The sequence below is a fragment of the Oligoflexus sp. genome, assembly GCF_035712445.1.
Lineage (GTDB): Bacteria > Bdellovibrionota_B > Oligoflexia > Oligoflexales > Oligoflexaceae > Oligoflexus.
Genome location: NZ_DASTAT010000131.1, coordinates 1 through 24767, shown reverse-complemented (window position 1 = coordinate 24767; position 24767 = coordinate 1). Strand labels below are relative to the sequence as shown.

The following is a 24767-nucleotide window of genomic DNA, read 5'->3' as shown; positions in this document are numbered from 1 at the left end:
ACTCCTCACGTACAGGCTTCGCAGGCTTCTGGGTTTTCAAGGGAACAGGCAATCGCAGCGACGGCAGTGGGCGCTTGCGTCTGCACTGTGGTTTTATTGATCTTGGTTGCTGGTCTTGAACGCAGATAATACGTCGTCTTCAGACCTTTTTTCCAGGCATAATTGTACATCGAGGACAGTTTTCCGATCGTCGGGCTCTCGCTGAAGAGGTTGAGCGATTGACTCTGGTCAATGTACGCTCCGCGCTCGGCAGCCATGTCAACCAGCGATTTCTGCGGAATTTCCCAGGCTGTGCGGTAGACGGCGCGGATGCTTTCGGGAATCTCGTCGATACCCTGGATCGAACCCTCGGCCACCTTGATCTTGTTACGAATCGACTCATTCCAAAGGTCGAGTTCCTTCAGAGCCTTCACCAGATAGGTATTGATCTGGATGAATTCACCCGACAGGGTCTCGCGTTTGAAGAGGTTCGAAACCTGAGGCTCGATGCACTCATAGGCGCCGCAGATGGAGGCGATGGTCGCTGTGGGCGCGATCGCGATCAGCAGCGAGTTGCGCAGGCCGTAGGTCTTGATTTTCTCACGCAGGGCCTGCCAGCGGGCTGGATCCGTAGGGGTGACGTTCCAAAGGTCGAATTGCAGCACACCGTCTGCGGCTCGGGTGTCCTCATACGAAGGATGCGGACCGAATTCCTTGGCCAGAGCGCAGGATTCTTCCAGGGCAGCGAAGTAAATCTCTTCCTGGACGCGGCGCGAGATTTCACGCGCGGCTTCGCTGTCGAAGGGCAGCTGGAGCTTAAAGAAGGCATCCTGCAGACCCATCAGACCGAGGCCAACCGGACGCCATTTATGGTTCGAGGCGGCCGCGGGAGCGATCGGATAGAAGTTGATATCGATCACGCGATCCAGGTACTTCACGGCCACGCGGGCATTTTCACGCAGCTTGGCATAATTGATTGTTTTGTCTTCGACGTAATTCGCAAGGTTGATCGAACCCAGGTTACAGACGGCGGTCTCATCTTTCGACGTGATTTCGATGATTTCTGTACAGAGGTTCGACAGGTGCACAACGTTGGCCGGATTTTTGCCGGTCTGATTGCACTTTTTGTTGCTGGCGTCCTTGAAGGTCATCCAGCCGTTACCGGTCTGCGCGAGCGATTTCATCATCGCGGCATAAAGTTCACGGGCAGGAATACGGGCCTTGGCCATGCCTTCGCGTTCTGCAGAAAGATACGCTTCCTCAAAGGCGTCACCGAAGAGGTCGGTGAAATGCGGCACCTCTGCTGGATCGAAGAGCGACCACTGGCCGTCGCTTTCCACGCGCTTCATGAAAAGATCAGGAATCCAGTTGGCGAGGTTCAGGTTGTGCGTGCGGCGCTGCTCGTCGCCCGTGTTGTCACGAAGCTGCAGGAAATCCAAAATATCGGCGTGCCATGTTTCCAAGTAAATACAGGCCGCGCCTTTGCGCTTGCCGCCCTGATTCACCGCCGAGACGGACGAGTCGAGAGTTTTCAGGAAAGGGATGATGCCATTGCTTTTGCCGTTGGTTCCGCGGATCAAAGAACCCTGGGCGCGAACCCGGTGATAGGCGAGGCCGATGCCGCCGGCGAATTTCGAGAGCATGGCGACATCTTTGTACTTATCATAGATGGATTCCAGACTATCATCAGGCGAATCGAGCAGATAGCAGGAGCTCATCTGCGGACGACGCGTGCCGGAGTTGAAAAGAGTCGGCGTGCTGGGCATGTAGGCGAACGACGAGATCAGGTCGTAGAATTCGATCGCTTCCTTCACAGTCAAGGACAGGCCGCAGGCGACGCGCAGGAAGAAATACTGCGGCGTTTCGAAAACCCAGCGTTTTTCCGGGTCTTTCAGAAGATAGCGGTCATAGACGGTGCGAATACCGAAGTATTCAAAAAGCTCGGAACGGCGGTGGTCGATCGCAAGGTCGAGCTGCTCACGATGTTCCATCACGAAATTGTAGGTATTCTCTGCAAGCAGGCCGACGTCATAGCCGTGCTGAATGGATTCCGAGAAGCTGCGGACTTTCAGCTTGGCCACTTCATCCAGAACGAACTGATGCAGCTGACGTGCAGCCAGGCGCGAATATTCCGGTTCGTCGGCGATCAGCATGGCCGTCGTGTGCATGACAAGTTTATCAATCTCTTCGCTCGTGGCACCGTCGTAGAGTCCATTCACCACTTTTTCCAGGATCCGATCCGCATCCACTTCATGGAGACCATGACAGAGCGAGGCGATGGAGTCGCGGAGTTTCGTGGTGTTCAGCGGCTCCCTGTCGCCATTCCTTTTCCGAATGAAAATGGAACGTTCACGGCGCAGGCCAAGGTTGGCATCTGCGGGGGCAGTGGCTGTGCTGCTGGGCGTGTGAAGACTCATGGCAGTTCCTCTCGACTAGAGCTATGAAGGTTGACCTGACGGCCTAAAGCCTTTTCTTATTGGCGCCGGCTTTTCATGCAAAAGCCACGCCTTGAGCAGCGCCAGAGCAGGGTTTCAAAGAAAAAAAAATTCCCTGCGATCCGGTGCATCGCTTTCTATATCGTATATATCTGGATTGTTGTGTCTCATGTGCGGGAACTTGAATCCCGCTGGGGTATTCGGCTGCTGGCAGAAGAGAGCATGGGCTCCCCCAGGCTGCACGCCGCACCCGGCCGCTAGAGTTTACAGAGTGCGGCCCTCGATTCCTTGGCTCAACATCGCATGTACGTGTACCACAGTTTACTCACCATCCGTTCGACTTATATCTCAACAACTTGAGCGCGTATCATGTGTCGGTAGCTTTTGAAAGCCAAGTCTATTTGCGTATTGGGGATCCATTTGTTGCCGACAAAATTTAGCATATCTAGTGTGAGCAACCCGAGTCAACCCCTAAATATAGCGCTGTCCTGTGGATTAGCTGTGAATAAGTTTCCGAAAAACGGAGGAAAAATAAAGCAGGATGCGCACTTGTGGGAACCGTCCTCGTTTCAAAAAAAAACTTATCAACAAGCCACCATGCATGGCTGCATTCTTTGGTATAGCTGGCTCAGCGGGTTTTTTTTGAGGAAGAAACAGCAGTCGTTTGAAGTTTTGCATAACATGCAGGACGGATTGGCAAGTCAACTCTATTTTGAATTTTTCTCACGCAGGCACTTGAAAAATTTGTCCTTGCGGCTCGCCAGGTTTTATGACAGGCAGCGACTCCCGGCTTTTCGCTGTGAGTCGCACACGAGCTAGAAAAACTGCGTATTTCACTTACGCGCGGCCTGTTTTTCGTGGGCCTTCAGGACTTCCTCGGCTTCGAGGCCTGTGAGGTCTTTGATGCCTTTCATCAGCCGATAGAGCGCGAACATCATGATGGCCATGGATGGGACGACGATGACCGGCCAACTCAGAGCGTTCATTTTTCCAAGCTGTTCGTTGAATTCGGGTGTACCCGTCGGGCTTGTCAGGAGCACGCGCGCCAGGACAAAGTTGAGTATGGCGGAAATGAGAAAGGAACCAGCCAGAAGATACGAGGACTGCACCATAAGGCGTTCAAACGACTCTTTATGATGGGTTGACTGCAGACGCGATTCCACCAGATCGACATTAATAATAGCGTCGTTATAGAGAAGTTTTTTGACCAGAGGACTTTGTGTGCGCATCGACACGATGATGGCGATCCCGATCAGGCTGGGTACAGCGGCTTCCTTGACGGCGATCCATTCCACCGGCAGTTGCACCAGCGTAAAAACTCCGGTGAGAAGGATGCTGATAAATCCCAGGCCCGAGATAAAGCTAATGTGACGCCTCTTCGCGAAATCCCAGATGCTGTAGGCGATGGGGAAGGCCAGGGCCAGCAGCAGGCCTTTGACCGGACCGAGGCGTTCCACGGTGCTGAACTTGCTCAAGATCACGGACGGGATCGCGATGTTGAATACAAGGCTGATTAAGGGGTTTTCCTGAGCATTCTTCTTGTCCATCGAGTCCTCTATGCGTTCAAATTTTGCGGCAGCTGCCAATGGATCGGCGGTTCCCCGCGCGATTTCAGATATTCATTGATTTTCGAGAAAGGCCGACTGCCGAAAAAACCGCGATGCGCGGAAAGCGGCGAAGGATGCGCGGTCTCGATAACGAGATGCTTCTCGCGGTCGATGCTGCGTCCCTTCTTTTGCGCATGGGCGCCCCATAGCAAAAAAACCAGGCCTTCCCGTTTTTCATTCAAAAGCTGAATGATGCGGTCGGTGAAGTGTTCCCAGCCTTTATTCTGATGCGACGCGGCCTGGCCCTGCTCGACGGTCAGAACGGTGTTCAATAGCAGGACGCCCTGTTCCGCCCAGGCCTGCAGATAGCCGTGATGCGAGGCGGGTACGCCCAGGTCGGATTTCAATTCCTTGAAGATATTCACGAGCGAAGGGGGGATCGGCACGCCTGGTTTCACGGAAAAACTGAGACCGTGCGCCTGATCCGGGCCGTGATAGGGATCCTGGCCCAGGATCACGACGCGAACTTTGTCAAAAGGCGTGGAGTTCAAGGCATGAAAGTAATCCGATCCTTTCGGATAGATGATTTTGCCCTGCGCGATTTCCTTTTTGAGAAAGTCTTTCAGCTTCAGCATATATTCCTGTTGGAATTCGGGCTCCAGCACCTTCTTCCAGCTTGGATGCATTTGAATGGTTTCGTTACGCATGGGACGTCCTTAAAGAGAAACGAATCCTCTTTTATATCGGCTCCTTCCCCATTCGTCCATGCCGTAAGAATGTCCCAGCCAACCTGCCAAAACCCTCCCTGCCCATTCCCGCAGGGCCGGAAATCAAGGGAATTTTATCCCATCTTTTCCACGGGATGACGGGATTCCTTGAAGTCCCGCGCCGGAAGGCGAAGAGGAAGTCAGAACAAGAACTTTCATGCGGGTCTGTGATACCCCACTGAGGCGCCTGATGCGTAAGGATAATGCTGACAAACTAGCCTGTCTGGTCGTGGATGACAACTACGAGATTTTCGTTTTGATCGAGGCCGCTGTGGGTGATGCCTACGACTGCGAATATGCACCCGATGCCTTCACAGCGCATCAGCTGCTGCTGACTCGTCACTTCGATATCATGCTCTGCGACATCCGCATGCCCCACATGGATGGTTTCGATCTGATGGAGCAGTTGAAACAGAAGATGATCACCATTCCCGTGATCTTCGTTTCGGGGGCCGTGAATCCCGACAACGTCCGTCGCGCCTTCCAACTCGGAGCTGCGAACATCATCGCCAAGCCCATTCCTTTGCAGGAGCTTCGGGACAAGATGAAGGTGGCGGTGGATTTGCATGACAGGCTGATCGAGGAAAGCTACGGCAGCGATCAGGAGATGGGCTATGTCTATAACCTCCTGAAGACCTATTACTATGATACCCAGGAGATCCTGCATCAGATCCAGCTCTACCATATTCCGATTTCGGTGGTGAAAGAGGAGCTGGATAAAAAGCAGAGGCTGGGAAAATGCTTTCTGGACGACCCGGAAAGCATTCGGTTCCTGGCAAAGGCGGCGTGACGCCTCCCCGCGCGGTGGATTCCGGGTGAATTTTGTGCAGTCGCTCCGTAGAATGGAAGGACCTGACTGGCGACTGCACAGATCCTTTATCACCTGAAGGTCGAATCCCATGAATTCCGCCCTTAAAGCTTTGATGTGTCTTCTGCTCTTCACGATTTTTGTCAAGAACCCTCAAGCCGGGGCCCAGGACCTGCCGCCCCAGGGCGCTTCATTCTTCGACTCCATGCAGAGCACCGTGGGAATCATCTACGACGGGAAGCCATTGCCTCTGGAGCCGCATCCTTTCGAGGCCCTCCTGAAAAAATTGAATCAGCATTCCACGTTCTTTACCTCGGTGGTCCCCTTCGGTCGATCGCTGCAAAAAATGGCAGCCTATCCCCAGTCACTGAAATACCCTCGCGTGCTGGTGGCGACGAGCGAAATCAGCAAGGACATGAACACTCACTTTCGCGGTCGGCTCTTCATCGCTTATGTCGAAGCTGCGAGAAAGTTGGAAGTGATCAGCTACAACCCCATCATGGGACGCTATGAATTCCAGATCGTCGACAATTTTCATCCAGGTGGCAAAGCGCAGGCTCGCTATATGCCGAGAAACCTCTGCCTCCGCTGCCATCAAGGAGGAACGCCGATCTTTGCAGGCGGCGAGTGGCTGGAAACAACAGCCTTCAATCCGGAGCTATTGAAACTGGCGCAAGCGGCCATCGGCAGCAAAGACTACCTGGGCATTCCCCTGGCGCGTGATGACGCCTCTTCAAAATACGAATTGATCCCCAAGCCCGAGCATTTCGAGGATATGGTTCGCTTCGGAGCTTTGCTGATCGGCTATCAGAAAGCCTGGCAGGACCTTTGCTCGTCAAACCGGAATAAAGTTCAATGCAAGAAAAAACTTCTCAAATGGATGCTGGTCACCAACCTTGCGGATAAGCTCTCGCTTGAGCCTGATCGTGAACTGCTCCGGGCCTTTGTCTCGGTACTTGGCAAAGGAACGATCAACGTGCCCTCGGAAATGCTGGCGGATCACAATCCTGTCGTGAATGGGCAGCTGTCCTATCACATGCCTCCAGACATGGATCCGAGTCTTCCCAGGGAACCCATGCAGATTATCATGGCATCCCAAGGCGATCCCCTGGGTCTTCAGTTCTATAAGTTTCACATCTTCATCAAAGGCATGGGTCAGAGTTTTTTTACGGAAAAGGACTTCAGTCAGATACGGACCATTCTTGGTGGCCGGATAGAGAAGCGCTCTCAGAAAACCGACGCAGACAAAACCTGTTTACCGGATGCCGGCGCTCTTCTTCAAAGTTTGAACAGTCCGAAGGAAGCGAAACCATCCATGGAGGGGAGCTGCTTTCCCAAGGAGGCATGGCTCAAGTTCATGAAGGCCATTGACACCATGCCGCTCACTGCGAATTCTCCTCTTTCACGGGAAACCATACTTGAAGAACTCGACAAACGGCTCGGAACTCAATACGCGAACGGCCTATGCTGCCGGACCAAGCTCATGCCTGCCGTCCAAAAAGAGGCCGAGAAGAAAACGAGGCTCGATCCAGGATCCTTCAAAGATCAAAGACTTCAATCCTTCGTTCGCTTCTGCAGTGAATGCCATCTTTATCAGGATCTTCCCCCGCCATTCCTGGCTGGCGAAAATGAGCGGGAGGTGTTGGAAAATATCAGGAAGAAAGCGGAGCTGATTCAATTTAGACTTGAAAATAAGCAAATGCCGCCCCAATTCGCGCGGCATTCATTGACCTCTCAAGAACGGCAGGATCTCCTGCGCGATCTTAAGAGGATTTCAGCTCATGATTAAGGGCAGATCACTGGCGAATGCGCCGAGTTCCCGACACCATTGACGGCAACGACCGTGAAGCAATAGGTCGTGGTGCTTGCAGCCATCGCACCGAGAGCGGTTTTAACCTCATCACTCGTCACAGCTACGGAGTATTTCGTTCCGTTCTTCTGCAGAGAAGCGAGCGGATAATTTTTGATCTGAATGGGGACGTCCGTCTTCCCGGGAAAGCGCGGGTTGCGATCGGGAGGGACAACGAAGACCTTATAAGAAACAACCGCAGCATCCGCCGAGGCGTCCCAGCTCATTGTATAGTTCGTAACGGCCGCAGGATTTCCGTTGTTCGCTGGTGGAGGCGTTGTATTGCCGGTTGGTGACCCGGAGGTTTTGTCTTCGGTTTTCGCATCGTCAGCCTTGCTTGCTGACTGGGCCGTTGCGCCGTTCGTGGTGCTGCGGCTGTCCTGAATCACTTCGGCCTGGCAGGCGTGAATCAGGAGAGACGCAGATACGATGGACGAAAGGCAGACAGCAGTTCGATTGAAAATCATATCTGTGCTCCTTTCTTATTTCGTCACAGCAAAGCCGGCTGGCGCTGCTGGGGCTGGGGCGTTGGCTGGTGTGATGATGACGTCGACGCAGGACTTGTAATTCAGGGTCCCGCTCATGTCCTGAACGAATTGGATCGTGCAGTCGGTGCAGGGAGTATTGGGAACTGTGAACTGGAAGCGGCCCTTGTTGGGGGTTGCTCCCACGGCCGTGTTGTCATCTGTTTGCGCGGGGACCAGAGTTGTAAAGTTCACCTGGCCCATAGGAGAAAAATTCAGCTGAAAGGTACCGGTGTGGCCAATCGTTTCTTCAAAATCGGCAGTCACCGTCTCACCGACCGTGAGAACGACAGGATTCGTACCCCGGGTCGTGGCGCCGCAAGGTGATGCGGCGTCGCCTTTGTTGCCATCACTGGAGTTTCGTGGAACGAGTCGCGGAACACCACCGGTAGCAGTTGTCACGCTGAGACGCGCATGCGCGAAACTCACAGTTGCTAAGAAAAGATTAGCGCTTGCAGAGAGTGCAAGCAGATGCTTCGTATTCAATGGCTTTTCCCCTCGGTATATGTTGAAACCAGTCCCATAGGGCGTTATCGGCACATAATGAAGAATTCATCAGTGAAAATTGTAAGTAACCGTTAATATTCGGTAAAAATTCGAATTTTCAACGGATTTTGGGGCCGAGCGGGGTCTATGTACTTGAAATTTTCCAGCAAGTCACCTGCACCTCGCCGGTTTTTTTCGACTCCATCATCACCGTCTCGTCCGCTTTCGCCGTCGGGGTTTTTTCCACGCACATCTCCAAAGCGGCCACGGTGTGCTTCAGTTCGGTGGCAAAGCGCAGGGACTCACTGAGCAGGGGCACGCTATGCCCCAGAATCTTCTGGCAATGATTCAGTTCGTGAAACTGCTTGGCCAGAAGCGTGGCTATCCTTTCGGAATGCATTGCGCTCTGGCTGGTTTCCTCCAGAACTTTCTTGCTGAAATTACTGTGATTCAGGAGCGAACGATCCATGCTGCTGACAATGTCGGCGGTGGCAACGCCCACGTTATAGGTCTCCTGCAGCTTGTTCATATGGATATTGACTTCCATCTGCAGAAGGGTCAGCTCGGATGCGGAATACTTCACGGCCGCCACACCGTTGCGGAGGTATTCACCGCATTGATTGACGGGAATGAAAACGTGATCCGCTTTCGACGCCGCCTGAGAAAGGTACTGCGCAGTCTTTTGCAGTTCCTCCCGTCCACCCTGGATGGCTTCCTTGATGTGATGGGCAAAGGTATGAAACTGTGCGGCCAGGACCCTAAGTTCACTGCCAAAGGGAAAAAGATCCGTGACCGTCGGATGCGCCTGCCCCCGCACGACCTCGATCGAGACCGCGACCGACTGCGCATTGATCTGCCTCGCCACCTCATCTATCTGTTCGGTCAGGCCCACGAGATGGTCCCACTTCTGCATCAAAGAGCTGACCGAAGTGTGGGCTCCCGAAATGTTGTCCCGGGTTTCACTCAGGACGGAAAAAATTGCATCATGAATCTTGCTGCCATGGTGGGCGCTATAATGAATGCGTTCCAGGTGCTCCTGGGCGCGGACGATCTTATCGCGCAGGATGCTGTCGCTTTGAAGGGATTCATGGATCAGACGGAGCGTTGAGGCATTGGTGCTGCCCAGGTTTTTGGATAAATCGAGAAGATTATCCAAATTCTGCCTGACCTGAGCGAGGGGGTCGGAAAGCCTCGTCTTCTTCCAGTCCAGCTTGGAGTGTGCCGCCAGCTGTCCGCATTCCCGGCTTTGGTCCAGAACACGGCCCAGGCGACTGTTGATCTTCTGCATTTCATCATGGCCGCTGATAAGGCTATCGTAAATATTTTTGCTGCGTTCACCCAATATTTTTATTGAGTCGGTGACGCGCTGCACAAGGCCCGGGCCAGGCTCCTGCTGCTGATGAAGAAGCCGGTTTTCCAGCTCATGCAGGCCTTTTTTAAGATTATGGTAGACGCCGTCGTCACGCTCGCGGCGCACGAGCAGCACGCTCAAACATATCATGGAAAGCAGAAGGCAGGTCAGAAGCTCCCAGCGAAAGGACGCGAAGCCATCCTCTTGACCTGAGACATGAATGACAATAAAAACCGCCGTGGCCTGCAAAAACAGGGACACGGAAAGAGCCGGAGTCTTGAGTCGATGCCATGCGTCCATTGGAATCTCAGTTCCTGGTCGTGGAATAACTTTGATTCCCTCGGGAGTTCATTGTGCCTTACAGCGACTCCGGGCAAGAGGCAGGAACGAGCGTCCTGCAGCTGATGACAGCAAATAAACCATGATTATCTCTAACATCATTCACTTTCAATGATCAAGCCTCGTCCGGGAGGCCAGGCTCAGAGTCATCAGATGAATCGAAGTGAATGCATTTCTTTATCCTGCGATCCTTCCAAACTGTGTGTCGCGAAAAATGCTTTTCGATTGCGAGGGCCGGATGCCATTCCCAGGCTTTTGGGTATTAATACCCTTTATTTTCTGGCGTAATACGGAGGGCCGCAGCCGGGTAGGCGGCTGTGGCTCAAGGCATGCGCTTCTGCGGTTTGAGGTGGGACAGAGGCCGGTTCAATAGCCTGTGTTCAAACAATTCTTACGTTTGAATCGAACACCGAGGACGCGGAGTTGGGCGCGGGCATCGTAGGCGGAATCACTGACGAGGACACTGCTGTTGATATTCAAGGCGCGTTCAAGGCCGCAGGGTTTCCAAAGGAGTTCAGAAGGACGGAAAGGCTGTGAAAAGTCCGCGTACCATTCATCATTCCATGGACCTTCGAGGGTTTCCGCGAATGAAGCCGTCTGGCCCTGTCCTTCATGAAACCAGCTGACATTCAGCTTCGCATCCGCATCCGCGGGAAGGCTGGCGAGCGCACCAAAGGCCAGGGATTCAATCGCGTAGCTTTGAAGGGATGGAGCAAAGCGGAGAGTGGCGATGCAATTCTTCCGCCTTTGCGAGGGCGCGGAGTCAGGCCCGGATTCCGCTGTCAATTCATTGGGGAAGATAAGCCAGAGGACATCACCTTGAATCTGAGAGCGAGCGCCCACTCCCTGAGGGCATCCGCTGCCATTGAATACAAGGGATTGCAGTTTCAAGGCGCTGCCGCCTCCAGGTGGGACCCGCGCCTCCAGATCCAACTGCGCGGCCAGGGGCTGGGTGAAAAAAGCGAACAAAGTCCAAAGACACAAACGTGCGTGCATGGCGATCTCCGTATGAAATGTTGCTGCTTCGGGGAAGCTAGTCCACGGCCATGCGAAAGCCAATCGCCGGCCGCACGAAATGTTCTGCGGAGCGTATGCAAACAGATCGCGGAAGAATGTCAGGGAACGATCACGGTGAGCGGATTTGGGACGCAGGCTGGATAAGGATTCCAGCCTGCAGGAAGGATTAAGGATTCGAGGCGGCCTTGGGCGAGAAGAGGACCTTCTCCAGGAACATCACGGTCGTTTGCAGATAAACCGATTGATTGGCTTTCTTGCGGAAGCCGTGGCCTTCATCTTTAGCCAAAAGATACCAGGCTTCGTTACCATTCGCACGAACCGCTTTCACGATCTGCTCCGCTTCCGAGGTCGGCACGCGCGGATCGTTGAGGCCCTGCACGACGAAAAGCGGCTTCTGAATTTTCTTCACGTTCGTCAGGGGCGAGATCTTATCAAGGAAGGTCTTCATATCGGGGTCGCGTTCATCCCCGTATTCCACGCGGCGCAGATCCTGACGATAGGATTTGGTGTTGGTCAAAAAGCTGATGAAGTGACTGATGCCGACTGTATCAATGCCACCGGCGAGACGATCGCTATAATAGGTCATCGTCGCCAGGGTCATGTAGCCACCATACGATCCACCCATCACGACGACCTTGCTGGCATCCAGATCCGCCTGCGCTCCGATCCAATCGAGGAGCGCCCCGATGTCCTTCACCGAATCCTCGCGCTTGAAGCCGTTATCCAGGGTCAAATAGGTTTTCCCATAGCCGGAAGAACCGCGGACGTTGGGAGCGATCACGGCCACGCCCATTTCCGTGGCGTAATACTGAAAGCTCGCCGAAAAACCTGGGCGGAATTGAGCCTCGGGACCGCCGTGAATGCTGATCACAACGGGGATTTTGCCTTTGGCGTTGCGCGGCTTATAGATAAAGGCCGGGATCTGGCGCGGCTGCCCACCTGCCTCGTCAAAGGTCGGATAGGAAATGAGTTCCGGTTCCACGAAATTATTCTTGTTCAGGCCGCCGGTTTCGCTCTCTGTCCAGGCCTGCAGCTTATTGCTCTTCAGGTCGTAAACAAAGACGTCACCCGAGGAACGGGCCGACGACAGCGTCATAGCCAGGAGATTATTTTTCTGGGGATGGAAGGTGAAATTGCCGATCTGTCCGATGGGAAGACCTTTCAGCTCTTTATAGGATAATTTTCGGGTATCGAGGCTGTAGAGTTTGCTGATGCCGCCTTCATTGGTTTCAAAAACCAGGGTTTTGCCATCCGGGGAAAGGCGCAGGGCATCGACATCCCATTTGATGTTCGCTGTGATGGGCTTCGCGCTTTTCGTGCCGATATTGTAAACGTAAAGCGTTTTGAATTCGCCCTGGCTGTCGTTCGACAGGAAAATGTTCTGACTGTCCTTGGCAAAAGCCGCGGCCCCGAATGCCATTTTCATGCCGGGGAAGATCTGCTCCAGCTTCTTCGCTTTCAGGTCGTAGAGGTAAAGGTAATTTTCGTTGATGGAAATCGTGCGGGAGACGAGCAGAAGGTTTCCATCATAACTGAATTCCATGGGCTCCCAGCTGCCGCCTTCCTGAACGACGAGCTGAGCTCCCGCGTTCTGCTGGCTCAGATCCTGAATATAAACGTCGGTATCACGGCCGTTGCGTTTGGTGCTGGCAAAGGCCATCAGGCGGCCCTGGTGATCCCAAAGCGCGGATTCATTGCGGGACTCGCCATCGGTCAGCATCTTCGATCGGCCCGATTCCAGATCGAGCAGATAAATCTGAGAATTCTCGTTGCCGCCTTTGTCCTTCAAAAAAAGGATATGCGGCGTGACCGGACTGACATCGGCCGCGCCCACAGGTTCATCGAAGAAAGTGATCTGCTTGCGATACTGAAGCGGCCCGCGCACGGTGTGAAGCTGCGAGGCTTCACCGAACCGGGTGCTGATGACAAGGCCCTGCTCGCCGGGCAGCCAGCCGAGGGCGGATGCCGAGCGGATATTTTCATACTGGTTGAGGCGGTCTTTCAGGGCACCAGGAATCTCGGGGATATTTTCCATCACCAGATTGCCTACTTCGCGTCGGGTGACTTCCTTGCTGCTGGCTGCCTGTACGCTCGACGCACAGAGGGCGAATGCCGCCAGTAAAGAGAGAGACTTCAGACTTCGCATGTGAAAAGCTCCTGAGAAAAAGATCTGCAGCACTGTAGCGGCTGAGTGTGGCCACTTGCAATGTGAACTTGGGTCCGCCATAATACGCGGCGTGATCTGGGAGTTAATATGAAGCCATTTCGGACAGAATTGACCCTGCCGCCGGCCCCTTTTTTGGAGAGGGATCGGCCCATTTTTACGCTCGGCTCCTGCTTTGCGGAACACATAGGGCAGAGGCTTTTGGACTTCAAATGGCAGGGTTTGAATGCGCCCTTCGGGACGCTCTTTCATCCCTGGGCACTGAGTAAACTCTTGCGGCTGGCCGCGGCGGAAGCGGACCTGGATGCTGCGCTTTTCGTGGAGAATGATGGGGCCTATTTTCATCATGATCTGCATAGTCGCTTTTTTGCGCAGGATCCTGCAGCGCTGCAGGAAAAATGGCGGGAAGTCGCTGCCTCGGTACGCGCAGTCCTGAAGCTGTCACCCTGTGTTTTATTAACGCTGGGCACGGCCTGGGTTTATGAAAGAAAATCCGACGGGCAGCTGGTGGCCAACTGCCACAAAAAACCGATGGATCAGTTTAACAAAAGACTCCTGCGCACGGATGAGATCCAGGCGGCGCTGAAGGACATACGGGCAACGCTGCCGTTGCCTTCACCCCTGATTATCAGTTTAAGCCCGGTCCGCCATGTAAAGGATACGCTGACAGGAAACGCCTGGAGCAAAAGCCTTCTTTTGACGGGAATACATGACTTTCTTTCGCGGCATGACGGCCTTTATTTCCCGGCTCATGAAATCATGCTGGATGACCTGCGTGACTATCGCTTTTATGAGTCCGACATGATCCACCCATCGGGTGAAGCCATCGACTATATCTGGGAAAAATTCACAGCCACCTATATGACCGAGGCCAGTCAGAAATTTCTAAAGGACTGGCAGAACATACTCAATACTTTGAAGCATCGTCCCCTGCGCGTCGAAGCCCCCTCCTATCAAAAGCATGTCAGCGCGATGATCGAACGACTCGATTCGTTTTCTGATATCGACTGTTCGCAGGAAAAATTCGAACTCCGTTCCCGCCTCTTCTCTTAATCGAGAATTTACAAGACCTCGCTTGCCCGAGTCAGCTGACTTGGGTACAAGGCTTTTAAACTTTTGAGGTGAATCATGCTTCATTCGCGCCGAAGCCTATTCAAAATAGGAACGAGTCTTGTGGGTGTTTTGGTGGCTGAACGTCAGGCCTTTTCGCTTGAATGGCGCCAGCTTCCTGAGGCCATCGGCAGGCGTGAACGGGAGCGTCTCGCTCAAACGTTTGAATATGGTGTGGCATCCGGCGACCCCCTGCATGATCGCGTTATTCTTTGGACGCGGGTGACCGGCGATGGATCATCCCTGATCCCCGTGCGCTGGCAGGCGGCTTTGGATAGTGGCTTTGAAAAAATCGTCGCCGAGGGTGAGGCCGAGGCCAGGACTGAGAATGATTTCACGGTGCACGTGGATGCCCTTCTTCCTTATCCTTCCACGACGTATTACTACCGTTTTTACGCCATGAACTGCTGGTCGATGGTCGGACGCACGCGGACAGCTCCTTCGGATCTGCAGGCGATTTGTCTGGCGCTGGTCAGCTGCTCCAGTATCTGGTCAGGATATTTCAATACCTATGAAGCCCTGGCCCAAAGAAATGATATCGACGCGATCATCCATGTCGGTGACTATATCTACGATTTCCTGGATGAAGACGAGCAAAGGAATATGCCGGCCGATCCCGTCAACGCCAGCAATCCCGAAACACTCGAAGGCGTGCGCCAGCGCTATCGTTATTATCGCAAAGATGTTTTTTTGCGTCATGCGCACCAGCAGCATCCCTGGATTATAGTCTGGGATAATCATGATATCGATCACAGAGCCGGCCGGGACGCCAGCATTCGGGCCTTTCATGAATGGGTGCCGCTCCGAAGGCCGGAAGCCGCGCAGGATCACATCATCTATCGTCGGCTGTCCTTTGGTCCCATGCTCGATCTGATTATGCTGGACACGCGGCATGTCGGTCGTGATTCCCTGAGCCAGGAAACCGGCAGCCGCTCCATACTCGGCGATCAGCAGTTTCACTGGCTGAAAAACCAATTGATTGAATCGCAGGCCCGCTGGCGTATCCTCGGCAATCAGGTGCTGATGGCTTCCTGTAAAATTCTGGGGCGGCCCATTTCGGAAAAAATGTGGGATGGTTTTCCTGCTGACCGGGAAAGGTTGCTCAGGGTGCTGACAGAAAACGGCATCATCAATACGCTGGTGGCCACAGGCGATGCGCATCTTTCCTTCGCAGCCAATCTTGAAGTGGATGGCCGGGCCGCCGGCGTCGAAATTCTGCCGTCCAGCGTGACCCGGGGCAATCTGGATGAACAGGTCAAGGGCATTCTCGGCACGATTGCCAAGGGTGGTTTTGCAGCCGCTGTAAAACTTTTCAATCCGCACATTCGCTATTTCGAGAGCACCCGGCACGGTTACGGAATCATGGATTTAAAAGAGGAAGGCGCCACACTCGAATTCTGGTATGTGCCGCATGAGGAGCTGAGTCAGGAGCAGGTCATGGCGAAGGCCCTCTATGTCGCCAATGGTCAGCAGCGTATCACCCGTGAAGATGCCTCTCTTTCCGAAGGTCGCAAACGCGCGTCTCCCGCTCCTCAGGAGCCGAGGCTTTATCAGAGCCCAGGTGAAGTCGGAGGTCAGGGTGGAGACTATTTTGATGACACCGAACGCCTTGGCTTAAAATCCCGCCTCATTCGCATTCGACTGCGCAGTGGCGATAGGGTCGATGCTCTGGCTGTGGACTATGACGATGGACTTTCTTTGAGCCACGGCGGTGACGGCGGAAGTGAACAGATCCTGGAACTGAATCCCGGTGAATATCTGCGCCGCATGACCGTGAGTATCGGCAAAAGAAAAGGGGCCACCGCGGTCCACTATATAAAGTTAACGACAAGCCAGGGTCGCGCTCTGGAAGCGGGTAGAAAAACAGCGAGCGTCATGGATTATGCGCCGGAACCCGGACGACATATTGCAGGCTTCCGCGGGCGAGCCGGTCGCGAGCTGGATAAGCTCGGACCCATATTCGCGCCGGACTTTGACGTTTAACCGGCCAGATGCTGCTGGATTTGCCGAAAAACACTGGGTGAAAACAGAAGTCCCTGATGCCCGATATCAGGGAAATGCAGATTGCTTTCCGCAAACTCCGCGTGATGAGGCGGCAGCACGATGCGATCAGCACCACCCCCGATGGCGAGAAACTTCACGCTGGCCGCATTCGCACGGGTATCGGCCAGACGTTTCAAAAGTTCCGAACTCGGACGCAGATCCTGGGCGACGCGCGTCCAAAGCCAATAGGCGTTGTACGTTCCGTGATGCGGGGTGGCGATGGTGATGCAGCGATCGACCCGTCGCGCGCCGCCGAGCTGCTGCAGATAAACCCGGGCCACGAGTCCGCCGAGGCTATGGCAGATAAAGTCGATGCGCCCACCCCTGACATGATTCTTCAAAAAATGCTTTAGCTTGATCGCAGCCTGCTCGATGCTGTCGCCCGGGCGATATTCAAAACTGAGCTGCGAGCGATAGCCCTTGGCTGCAAGATAACCGGCCAGGGGCAGAAACGAGGAGCGATTGGCAAGATAACCATGGATGAAAACCACAGTCCTTTGATCGGCCGCACGTGCCGTTTTTTTCCGGCTTTTGCGCCAACCCAGGGGAAAAAGCAGAACCGAGGCGGTAAACGCGAGCGCCTCGCGAGTGATCGTCCAATGACGCCGGGGATTGGTCAGGGCCTCTTGATTCACGGTATACCTCGGATGGTTGCCAGAGGGGATTATAGCAGGACAGCGGCAACTACGTATTGAATACTTTGATAGTCGTGTTTCTGCCTATAAGGCAAGGATGCAGCGGTCACAGAAAGGTATGCATTCCTCGAGGAAGAGCAGGCGATGCCGATCTAGTGGATAACCGGTCAGCCCCATGATCCTGACCCGCGCCTATGCGCCTGAAATCGAAGATTATGCGAGTATCCTCTATTGGATTCTGATCGGCGGCCTTACTTCTGTTCTGCTCTATAACCTCTTTCTTTGGCTGGGCGCGAAAAAATCCCTCTACATGGTTAACGTGATCTATATTTCGGCGATCCTGAGTCTTAATTTTGTTTTCAGCTTCGGATTTTTTGCGGCCCGCAATCTTTGGATGCAGCTGGGGTGGGGGCATCTCGATCTTTTGACTCGGGTGCTGCATGCGCTCGGCAATCCCTCCGGCCTGCTCGCCAGCACCTATGTCATCCACTTTTCCATCCATTACTGCGATATAGCCACGCTGTCCCAACGCCTCGCGCGCCTCCTGCGGATCATTTTTATCTTTGGCGTGACACTTTCCTTGGCAGGTTTTCTTTATATCTGCATCACCAACGATCCCGGCAATTTGGTCGCATCCTCTTCTTCTCGTACCTGCCCCTGACGATGGGCACTTCCATTTTTGTATCCTATCTTGAAGGACGCATAGTGGGTGATAAAAGCTCAGGCCCAGGGTATAACCCATGTGGACGGCGTGCAGGCTCTGGAACTCATCTTTCAGAATCAGTTCAGTTCGAAAGATCAGGCGAGTCTCATTTCCGGCCGTGGATTGGTGGAGACTGATCCGGTGTCCGGCGTTCAAACTCTGATCTTTCAGATCGAGCTGGGTCTTAAAAGGCAGACCCACGCGGCCTGAACTTTATAGTCCGGGAATATCGTAACCGAGTTTCGCATACAGCTGACGAATGGTTTCAAGATCCTTTTCCAGGGAATCACCCGGGATCAGCTGCCCCGCCCACACGGTTCTTTTGTGGGCATTATCGAGATACCAGCACACAATCGGCACCCTGGCCTCTTTTGCGATGTGCCAGAATCCCGTTTTGATTTTCTGAACATCGCGGCGTGTTCCCTCGGGAACCAGAGCCAGGTGAAACTCGTCGCGTTCGGCGAATTCCTTGGCCATTTGTTTCACAAGGCCCGTGGATTGACTGCGATCGACGGGAATGGCTCCCAGTTTTTTCAAAAGCCCGGCATAAGGCCAGCGGAAATCCTGATTGCGAACCAGGACATGACCCTTCTTTTTTACAATGGCAAAGCCGGAAAAGGCCATCACGGTGTCCATGATGGTGGTGTGAGGAAAGCCGATAATAACCTGCTTTTTCTGCCAGTAAGGGGGCAAAGGATCACAGGTCCAACCGCGCAAGGCAAAGATCGTACGACCGAGCTGACTGAGAATATCCTGATACATAGACGCTTAATGGCTCGCTGAACGGGGTTTCATGCACGATGCATCCTAGCACAGTGTCTGAAAGCCCCGAAAGTCAACAATTGGTCAAAGCCTAAGCGCTTTTGCTTTCGAGCCAGGCATCTGGAGTGACGGGGATATGGGCTTTGGGAATGGACAGACGCAGTTCCAAAGCCGGATGGTCCGTCTGATCCAGAAGATGCAGCGTGAGCGCCCCGCCCAGATCCGCGATAAAACCGCGAGCCGCCTCCATTCCAATACCGCGCCCTGATACCATGGAGACGTTACGGGTCGTGGAAAAGCCTGGCAGAAGGATCAACTCGGAAATCTCCCGCAGCGAATGCTTGCGCGACTGCTGAATGAGTCCCTGGGCCATGGCTTTTTCCCGAATATCGACGAGATTGAGTCCACGCCCGTCATCCCGAATGCGAATCTGAATCGAAGGGCCGTCGTCATCGACGACGAAGGTCAGCTCACCTATTTCGCTCTTGCCCTTCTGCAGGCGTTCATCCCGGGATTCAATGCCATGATCAAGGGAGTTGCGGATGATGTGCGTCAGCGCCTGCCGGAGTTTATCAGCGGCGAAATCCGTCAGATAATAGCGCCCTGACGATATCAGAAGACGGGGTGATGGTTTTCCAAGATCGCCCGCCACTTTATAAATCTCCGACTCAAAGCCCTTGATGACGTCACGGACATCTTCATAGAGGGAATCAATAACCAGCTCCTTGAGCAGATGCGGATCATCCTTCGCATACTGCAGGCGCTCCCTCGAAATCAGGATCGCGTTCTGGTCGGCACCTGTTTGACGGCAGATATCCTGAATCTCCTGCAGACTGTTCTGAATATGGATAAGATCGTGTATGAGCCTGCCCTTGATCGCCGTTAACTTTTCCCGGGCTTCATGATCCAGCTTGCCCTGATGGACGCGGATGATCTCGCGAACATCCTTCACGTGCTCTTCCGTCTTGTGAAGGAATTCCTTGATGTCGTTGAAGCTGAAGCTGCTCATTTCACCCTTCAGCGTATGCAGGGTGATATAGATCGGCTGCCAGTTATCGACGAGGCTGATTTCAGCCCGGGCAATCGCTTCCCGCACCTGGGGGATCTGCCGATTGATGGCTTTGATGATCGCCCGATTCTTCTTTTCCTTGTCATGACTGCGGTTGTCATCCTGCTCACCGACCACGGTCACGAGAAGCTGCGCATAGCGGTTCAGGCTTTCCATTTTCTTTTTGGAGTCAAGCAGCGGCTGGACGTTTTTGGCCGCGAAGACGATCGCTGTGATCACGCCGTCATTCTCGATCTTCTTCCATTCCAGCTCATGAGTATTGTCGTCAATGATGGCTTCCAGCGGAAACGAGGATTCATTCAGCGACCAGGTCAGTGTCGATTCGCCAATCACCGACTGCAGAACACTCTTGGCGCTTTCGATCTTCATCTTGCGCAGAACCTGCGAGAAGTTGTCGATGCCGGGGAAGAGTTTCTGAAAGTAGGCCGAGGACTTTTCCAGATCAATTTTCATGCCGGGAAAGATCATGACGAGAGCCACTTCCGTCGCATTCATGACGGCTTTGTTCTCAGCCATTTGCTCTTTGATCGTGGCGAAGGCCTCATCGACGATCTGCTTTTGCTTCTCGATCTCGTGTCGGGCTTTTTCCGATTCGTGCAGAGCCTGCTTCAGTTTGGTTTCGAAGATATAGAGGATGAGCGAGAACACGGTGAGCGAAAAGAAGACGGTCATGGCGATAAAGCCGACGTGGAATGAGGAGAACACATCAAATTGGAAGAACCACTGATCCGGATTCAGATGGGGCTGCGTGACGAAAGCGACGATCGCATTCCCTAAGGCTGCTATGGCTGTGACAGCCATTCCATGTTTTGAACCTGAAAGGAGATAGGCGCCAGCGACTGGAGAAAAGGACCAGAAATAGATGGGCGACCATGTGCCGCCCGTGGCATAGATGCAGCCAATCAGCGTAAGAGCGCAGCCATAGTTGAGAAGAGCGGAGGCGACGGCCAGGTTCTTACGCGTTCTTTGGATGAAAAGAGCACCGAGGGCCGTCGGAAGTCCGATCAGACCCACAGCAAGGGCGGCGACCTTGTTTTGAAAGAGAATCCCATAGATCGGGACGTAGCTGAACCAGGCGCAGGAATACACCAGCATGAACGATAGGGCCACGACAGCCTCGGCCCTGCGGCCCCGATCGGGATAATGCGCGCGATCGATGAAGAAGTAGGTGCAGGTCGCCTGCCAGAGCCTTTGCATGAGCGAGGATGGGCCGTTTGCCTTTTTCTTGCGACTATCCTGGACGTTTGTCACCCCAATTCCTCCATGACGAGTTGAGCGTTTCAACTCATAGTCCCTTTATTATCGCAAAGCGAGCGAACCCTGTCACCTCTTGCGGGGGAATGCCTCAGTTTTTACCGACGGCAAAGGCTGCCCCCTGAATTCACAGGGAAGATACCGATCAGAAAGAGCGAACAGTTGAGGTGTCCTTGGGAAGAATTTGCCTAATCATCGACGCGTGGCTCATGACTTTGCTCATACTCTTGAGCAGTGCCTTGTCTTTTGCGTCTCAGCTGAGTGAATCCCCGGCGCGTCCACCCTTGCAAATCAGTCCGTTGCTGCTCGATGATCCGGGCCAGGCCGTGGCCTTGAATCGGAAAAAGCTTGAGAGTATGGAGAGTGCCAAGGTCCCGCATGAATTCATGAGAGCGGCCTTTGAACTGCAGAGTGGACTTATTCAGCTCGGCCGCTATGAAGAGGCGCTGGTCTTCCTCGACAGCAGTCTGCCCGTGGCTCAGGCGCAGCACGACCGCGAGGCGGAGGCCTGGTTCCGCTTGCAGAGATATCAGGCGGAATCCTCATCCACTATGCAGTATACGGCCGGAGGCTATGCGGAGCTGGAGGCGGTGCAAAAGATGGCCCAGGACATCAAAAACCCCATACTGCTTGGGAATGTTCACCTGCAGAAGGCGTATTTTCATACGAAGACCAATCAGGAGGAAGCGGCGGCCAAAAGCTTCCACGAGGCCTATAAGGTCGTTCAAAGCAGTCCTGACGAACTGCAAAGGCTGCGGCTTTTGGGGAGCCTCGCGATTGTCTACACCGTGAATAGTTCCGTGCGTCTGGATAGGGCTCTGGAGATGTTTGAGGAGCTTCATCAGTATTTCCTGAAGCATCCTTATCGCTACTTGGGGTCTGTCACCTACTTCTATTACGGGGATGCCCTCTCGCAGATGCAGCAATGGGATAAGGCTCTGGACGCTTATCAAAGGTCCTATGGTTTTGCCGTGAAGATCCAGGATGAAATCGGTGAAGTCTATGCCCGACTCAATATAGCCAAGGTCAAGAATCAGCAAAGAAAGTTTCGGGAGGCCCTCGGTATTTTGCACGAGATCCTGCCGACCTTTGCCCGCTATCGGGACGAAGGGGGAATGCTGGAGGTCGATCTGAATCGGGTCAGAGCCCTTCTAAGCTTGGGGCGGAAGGATGAGGCGCAAAAGCTGATGCAGAAGATCAGCCCGGCCATGGAAAGGCTCGTGTCGCCGACCGATACCGTGGATTTTCATCGGCTGCATTCCGAAGTGCAGGCGGCCCAGGGCGACTACGAGAAAGCCTATCAGCAGCTGGAAATGGCCTATAGTCAGCAGCTTAAGATCTTCGATGAGCGGAAACAGAATATCGCCCAGCGCTACTATATCGACTTTGAGATTGAGAAAAGCGCGGATAGGAATCGCCTGCTCCAGCAGGAGAATGAACTCCAGTCTCTGGCTCTGTCGAGCAAGGAGCGTCAGACCCAATTGATACTGGCCATACTCGTTCTGGCCCTGGGCGTCCTTATCATGACCGGCTGGCTCTTTTACAAAACGAAAAGGAAGAACGCCGAGATTCGGAGCCTTCATCAGTATATCGAAACCAATGTGCTGCAAAGGTTTCTGCCGCCCGTTCTGGTGGCCGAGATTATCGAAGGGCGTTCGCGTTTGGATCAAAAGGCCAAGTCCGAGCTGGTCACCATTCTCTTCGCCGATCTCTGTGAGTTCACCCAGTCCACGGAAAGACTCGGAACAGCGACGATTTCCCATATTCTGAACGATTTTTTTGTGGCCATGACTGATGTGGTCTTCGAGCATGGCGGCACCATAGACAAGTTCATTGGTGACTGCGTGATGGTCATATTCGGAGCGCCGCTGCATCTCGATCCAGAGGAGCAGGCTCGTCGAGCGGTCGCCTGCGCCTTTGCCATGCATCAGCGCCTGAAAACCCTCAATGCCTCGTGGGAACTGACGGAACATGAACATTTTGAAATGCGCATCGGCATTCATCAGGGCAGTGCGGTCGTCGGCAGTTTTGGTGGACCGAAGCGGGCTGATTATACGGTGATTGGTCAGGCGGTGAACCTCGCCTCCCGAGTCGAGGCTTTGGCCACACCGCGATCTGTGTTCGTCACGGAAGCGATCACGCCGTATCTTCCCAGGACTGCGTATCGAAGCCATGGGTTTTTCCGAATCCGCGGTTTGAATGAAGAGCGCGAACTTTTTGAAGTTTTGAACACGGCCGCAACGGAAGAGGCGACCGTCGCATGAGAAAAGCCTGGCTGCAAACCTTCATGATACTGGCTGGGCTGATGCTTCAGCCTGCCGCAGCGCGTCCTCGGGACAATCAGCTGAAGACCTTGCAAAGCTGGCTGCAGCTTGCCATGGACGATCCTGCTCAGGCCCAAAGAGAGGCCCTTCAAAATCTGCGCGATAAAACGTCCACGCTTTCCGCAGAAGAGCTGCTGGAAACTCACTATTTTCTTCGCACAGAGGGCGTCAGACTCACGCCGGACATAGAGACGAAAATCGCCGAAAGAATTCAGAGCTTTGATCACCCTCCTATGGCTCATCTGAGCAGAATGCAGGATGCCATCGCTCGTCACGAAAAATCCGATGAGAGTGAAAAAAGGGCTCTTATTCGGGAACTGCTCAACCTCGCTACTGTGGCCGTGGATCGGGATTGGCCTTATGTGGAAGCCCTAATTCTGCTGAAAGCCACGGACTTGGAGTATGAACTGGGGGACGTCTCGCCGGGGCTTCTTCATGTGCAGCGTATTCTGAAGAGCCTGGAGGGAAGGGTGCCCGAGGACGCCTATCCGCTTATCCGTGCCCGTCAAAAATTAAGCGACTTCATGGATCCGCAGGGCGAATCGGAAAAGGCTGAGAAGCTTATGCAGGAAACCATCCAGATTCTCAGAAAGGGGCCCTATCGACATGAACTGTCGAATGCCCATCGTTTGCTGGGAATAACGATTGCCCGGCAGGGCAAGGATTATCCCTGGGCGGAACGTGAATACCGAACCGCGTTGCAGTACGCGCGTGATCTGGGCTCACGCAAGCTGGAGGGTAAAACCCTGGCTACGCTCGGTGGAATCTATGGGCTCACTGGGCGCTTTGTCGAGAGCCAGCCGATCTTTGATCAGGCGATTGCGCTCATGAAGGAAAGTGGTGTCGATGTCATCAGTATTTCGGATACATACCGCATCAAGGCCCGCAACTATATCCGGGCCCGTCGATGGAACGATGCGCTGGAGGCTATTCAGAACGCAAGCATTGATGAGGCGATGGTCGATAAGAATTATCGGATTCTTTTGCTGGATATGAAGGCCCAGGCTCTGGCAGGGATGGGACGCTATCAGGAAGCTTATGACGAGCGGCAGAATTATGTGAAAGTTTTGCAGGAGATTCAGGAAGCCGATCGAGAGAGCGATATCAATCGTTTGAAAGTTGATATGGGTCTGCGTATTGAAGAAGAGCAGAACAAAAAGCTGCAGCTCGAAAATCGAGTCCATCGGCAGATTGCTCTGGGTGTCCTGCTCGCCTCGCTCCTGATAACCGCTCTCCTTCTGCTTGCTTTGAAAAATGCCCGTGCGGTTCGCAGCAGTCAGCAAAGGATGAAGCGGATTCTTGATAGCATTGAGGAAGGAATCCTGACGATTGGATCGGGGCTCAAGGTCGAAGCGGATCTCTCGCCTTACCTGATGAAGATACTCGGCGAAACCGAGCCCCTGCAGTCCGTGACGCGGCTTCTGGATCACTTCGATATCAGCCTCGATGCAGCCCAGACCATTCAGGCGGCGCTGGAAGCTGTTCTGGGCGAATCGCAGCTGAATTGGACGCTGAATGCTGCGCAGCTGCCGTCCACCGTCCGGCTTCTGAAAGAGGATAAACACCTTGCTTTGGAATGGCAGGCCGTTTATGAGCGGGAC

General features: G+C 53.8%; 19 protein-coding genes. 8 read left to right on the top strand and 11 right to left on the bottom strand.

The window, feature by feature from the left end; genetic code table 11:
• Positions 1 to 5: 5 nt before the first annotated feature.
• The 3 genes from VFO10_RS27690 to ung form a co-directional block, all read right to left on the bottom strand.
• Positions 6 to 2396 carry a ribonucleoside-diphosphate reductase subunit alpha gene (locus VFO10_RS27690; RefSeq protein WP_325145262.1) on the bottom strand — a complete coding sequence of 797 codons (2391 nt, stop codon included), beginning with the start codon at positions 2394 to 2396 and terminating at the stop codon, positions 6 to 8.
• A gap of 851 nt (positions 2397 to 3247) precedes the next feature.
• The gene (locus VFO10_RS27685; RefSeq protein WP_325145261.1) at positions 3248 to 3961 is read right to left on the bottom strand and encodes a VC0807 family protein; all 714 of its coding nucleotides are present in this window, start codon (positions 3959 to 3961) and stop codon (positions 3248 to 3250) included.
• Positions 3962 to 3969: 8 nt separating this feature from the next.
• On the bottom strand, positions 3970 to 4668 hold the full coding sequence (gene ung / locus VFO10_RS27680) for a uracil-DNA glycosylase (RefSeq protein ID WP_325145260.1): 699 nt from the start codon (positions 4666 to 4668) through the stop codon (positions 3970 to 3972).
• Between the two features lie 250 nt (positions 4669 to 4918).
• Here ung and VFO10_RS27675 point away from each other — a divergent pair, with 250 nt between their 5' ends.
• Both VFO10_RS27675 and VFO10_RS27670 read left to right on the top strand, forming a co-directional pair.
• Positions 4919 to 5518, top strand: coding sequence for a response regulator (locus VFO10_RS27675; RefSeq protein ID WP_325145259.1), 600 nt, complete (start codon positions 4919 to 4921; stop codon positions 5516 to 5518).
• A gap of 109 nt (positions 5519 to 5627) precedes the next feature.
• The gene (locus VFO10_RS27670) at positions 5628 to 7325 is read left to right on the top strand and encodes a hypothetical protein (RefSeq protein WP_325145258.1); all 1698 of its coding nucleotides are present in this window, start codon (positions 5628 to 5630) and stop codon (positions 7323 to 7325) included.
• Here VFO10_RS27670 and VFO10_RS27665 read toward each other — a convergent pair.
• The 5 genes from VFO10_RS27665 to VFO10_RS27645 form a co-directional block, all read right to left on the bottom strand.
• Positions 7322 to 7852, bottom strand: coding sequence for a hypothetical protein (locus VFO10_RS27665; protein ID WP_325145257.1), 531 nt, complete (start codon positions 7850 to 7852; stop codon positions 7322 to 7324). The two genes, VFO10_RS27670 and VFO10_RS27665, sit on opposite strands and share 4 nt — an antisense overlap.
• A gap of 15 nt (positions 7853 to 7867) precedes the next feature.
• The gene (locus VFO10_RS27660) at positions 7868 to 8395 is read right to left on the bottom strand and encodes an SCE4755 family polysaccharide monooxygenase-like protein (RefSeq protein ID WP_325145256.1); all 528 of its coding nucleotides are present in this window, start codon (positions 8393 to 8395) and stop codon (positions 7868 to 7870) included.
• Between the two features lie 145 nt (positions 8396 to 8540).
• Positions 8541 to 10046: a methyl-accepting chemotaxis protein gene (locus VFO10_RS27655; protein WP_325145255.1), complete on the bottom strand. Its 1506-nt coding sequence runs from the start codon at positions 10044 to 10046 to the stop codon at positions 8541 to 8543.
• Positions 10047 to 10451: 405 nt separating this feature from the next.
• Positions 10452 to 11081 carry a DUF4360 domain-containing protein gene (locus VFO10_RS27650; protein ID WP_325145254.1) on the bottom strand — a complete coding sequence of 210 codons (630 nt, stop codon included), beginning with the start codon at positions 11079 to 11081 and terminating at the stop codon, positions 10452 to 10454.
• Positions 11082 to 11268: 187 nt separating this feature from the next.
• Positions 11269 to 13248, bottom strand: coding sequence for a S9 family peptidase (locus tag VFO10_RS27645; RefSeq protein WP_325145253.1), 1980 nt, complete (start codon positions 13246 to 13248; stop codon positions 11269 to 11271).
• Positions 13249 to 13356: 108 nt separating this feature from the next.
• On the opposite strand from VFO10_RS27645, the gene VFO10_RS27640 reads away from it, so the two are divergent.
• Positions 13357 to 14319, top strand: a complete 963-nt coding sequence (locus tag VFO10_RS27640; RefSeq protein ID WP_325145252.1) for a GSCFA domain-containing protein — start codon at positions 13357 to 13359, stop codon at positions 14317 to 14319.
• Between the two features lie 75 nt (positions 14320 to 14394).
• A complete protein-coding gene (locus tag VFO10_RS27635) occupies positions 14395 to 16359 on the top strand; it encodes an alkaline phosphatase D family protein (RefSeq protein WP_325145251.1) in 1965 nt (654 codons plus the stop codon).
• On the opposite strand, the gene VFO10_RS27630 is transcribed toward VFO10_RS27635, so the two are convergent.
• Complete coding sequence (locus VFO10_RS27630; protein ID WP_325145250.1) at positions 16356 to 17054, bottom strand: hypothetical protein; 699 nt, start codon at positions 17052 to 17054, stop codon at positions 16356 to 16358. The genes VFO10_RS27635 and VFO10_RS27630 overlap by 4 nt on opposite strands.
• Positions 17055 to 17229: 175 nt before the next feature.
• Between VFO10_RS27630 and VFO10_RS27625 the strand changes: the two genes are divergently transcribed.
• Both VFO10_RS27625 and VFO10_RS27620 read left to right on the top strand, forming a co-directional pair.
• Complete coding sequence (locus VFO10_RS27625; protein WP_325145249.1) at positions 17230 to 17715, top strand: hypothetical protein; 486 nt, start codon at positions 17230 to 17232, stop codon at positions 17713 to 17715.
• Positions 17716 to 17763: 48 nt separating this feature from the next.
• The gene (locus tag VFO10_RS27620; RefSeq protein WP_325145248.1) at positions 17764 to 17967 is read left to right on the top strand and encodes a hypothetical protein; all 204 of its coding nucleotides are present in this window, start codon (positions 17764 to 17766) and stop codon (positions 17965 to 17967) included.
• Positions 17968 to 17970: 3 nt separating this feature from the next.
• On the opposite strand, the gene VFO10_RS27615 is transcribed toward VFO10_RS27620, so the two are convergent.
• Together VFO10_RS27615 and VFO10_RS27610 are read right to left on the bottom strand one after the other, a co-directional pair.
• Positions 17971 to 18519 (bottom strand): 1-acyl-sn-glycerol-3-phosphate acyltransferase, encoded by a 549-nt coding sequence (locus VFO10_RS27615; RefSeq protein WP_325145247.1) that lies wholly within the window; start codon positions 18517 to 18519, stop codon positions 17971 to 17973.
• A gap of 91 nt (positions 18520 to 18610) precedes the next feature.
• Positions 18611 to 20839 carry an ATP-binding protein gene (locus VFO10_RS27610; protein WP_325145246.1) on the bottom strand — a complete coding sequence of 743 codons (2229 nt, stop codon included), beginning with the start codon at positions 20837 to 20839 and terminating at the stop codon, positions 18611 to 18613.
• Between the two features lie 212 nt (positions 20840 to 21051).
• Between VFO10_RS27610 and VFO10_RS27605 the strand changes: the two genes are divergently transcribed.
• Positions 21052 to 23106 (top strand): adenylate/guanylate cyclase domain-containing protein, encoded by a 2055-nt coding sequence (locus tag VFO10_RS27605; RefSeq protein ID WP_325145245.1) that lies wholly within the window; start codon positions 21052 to 21054, stop codon positions 23104 to 23106.
• A partial coding sequence (locus tag VFO10_RS27600) for a hypothetical protein (protein ID WP_325145244.1) occupies positions 23103 to 24767 on the top strand: 1665 nt, incomplete at its 3' end. The genes VFO10_RS27605 and VFO10_RS27600, both read left to right, overlap by 4 nt.

Coding starts and splice junctions, on each gene's coding strand:
- VFO10_RS27690 (WP_325145262.1), bottom strand. CDS start 2,396: ATGAGTCTTCACACGCCCAGCAGCACAGCCACTGCCCCCGCAGATGCC.
- VFO10_RS27685 (WP_325145261.1), bottom strand. CDS start 3,961: ATGGACAAGAAGAATGCTCAGGAAAACCCCTTAATCAGCCTTGTATTC.
- ung (WP_325145260.1), bottom strand. CDS start 4,668: ATGCGTAACGAAACCATTCAAATGCATCCAAGCTGGAAGAAGGTGCTG.
- VFO10_RS27675 (WP_325145259.1), top strand. CDS start 4,919: ATGCGTAAGGATAATGCTGACAAACTAGCCTGTCTGGTCGTGGATGAC.
- VFO10_RS27670 (WP_325145258.1), top strand. CDS start 5,628: ATGAATTCCGCCCTTAAAGCTTTGATGTGTCTTCTGCTCTTCACGATT.
- VFO10_RS27665 (WP_325145257.1), bottom strand. CDS start 7,852: ATGATTTTCAATCGAACTGCTGTCTGCCTTTCGTCCATCGTATCTGCG.
- VFO10_RS27655 (WP_325145255.1), bottom strand. CDS start 10,046: ATGGACGCATGGCATCGACTCAAGACTCCGGCTCTTTCCGTGTCCCTG.
- VFO10_RS27650 (WP_325145254.1), bottom strand. CDS start 11,081: ATGCACGCACGTTTGTGTCTTTGGACTTTGTTCGCTTTTTTCACCCAG.
- VFO10_RS27645 (WP_325145253.1), bottom strand. CDS start 13,248: ATGCGAAGTCTGAAGTCTCTCTCTTTACTGGCGGCATTCGCCCTCTGT.
- VFO10_RS27640 (WP_325145252.1), top strand. CDS start 13,357: ATGAAGCCATTTCGGACAGAATTGACCCTGCCGCCGGCCCCTTTTTTG.
- VFO10_RS27635 (WP_325145251.1), top strand. CDS start 14,395: ATGCTTCATTCGCGCCGAAGCCTATTCAAAATAGGAACGAGTCTTGTG.
- VFO10_RS27625 (WP_325145249.1), top strand. CDS start 17,230: ATGATCCTGACCCGCGCCTATGCGCCTGAAATCGAAGATTATGCGAGT.
- VFO10_RS27615 (WP_325145247.1), bottom strand. CDS start 18,519: ATGTATCAGGATATTCTCAGTCAGCTCGGTCGTACGATCTTTGCCTTG.
- VFO10_RS27605 (WP_325145245.1), top strand. CDS start 21,052: ATGACTTTGCTCATACTCTTGAGCAGTGCCTTGTCTTTTGCGTCTCAG.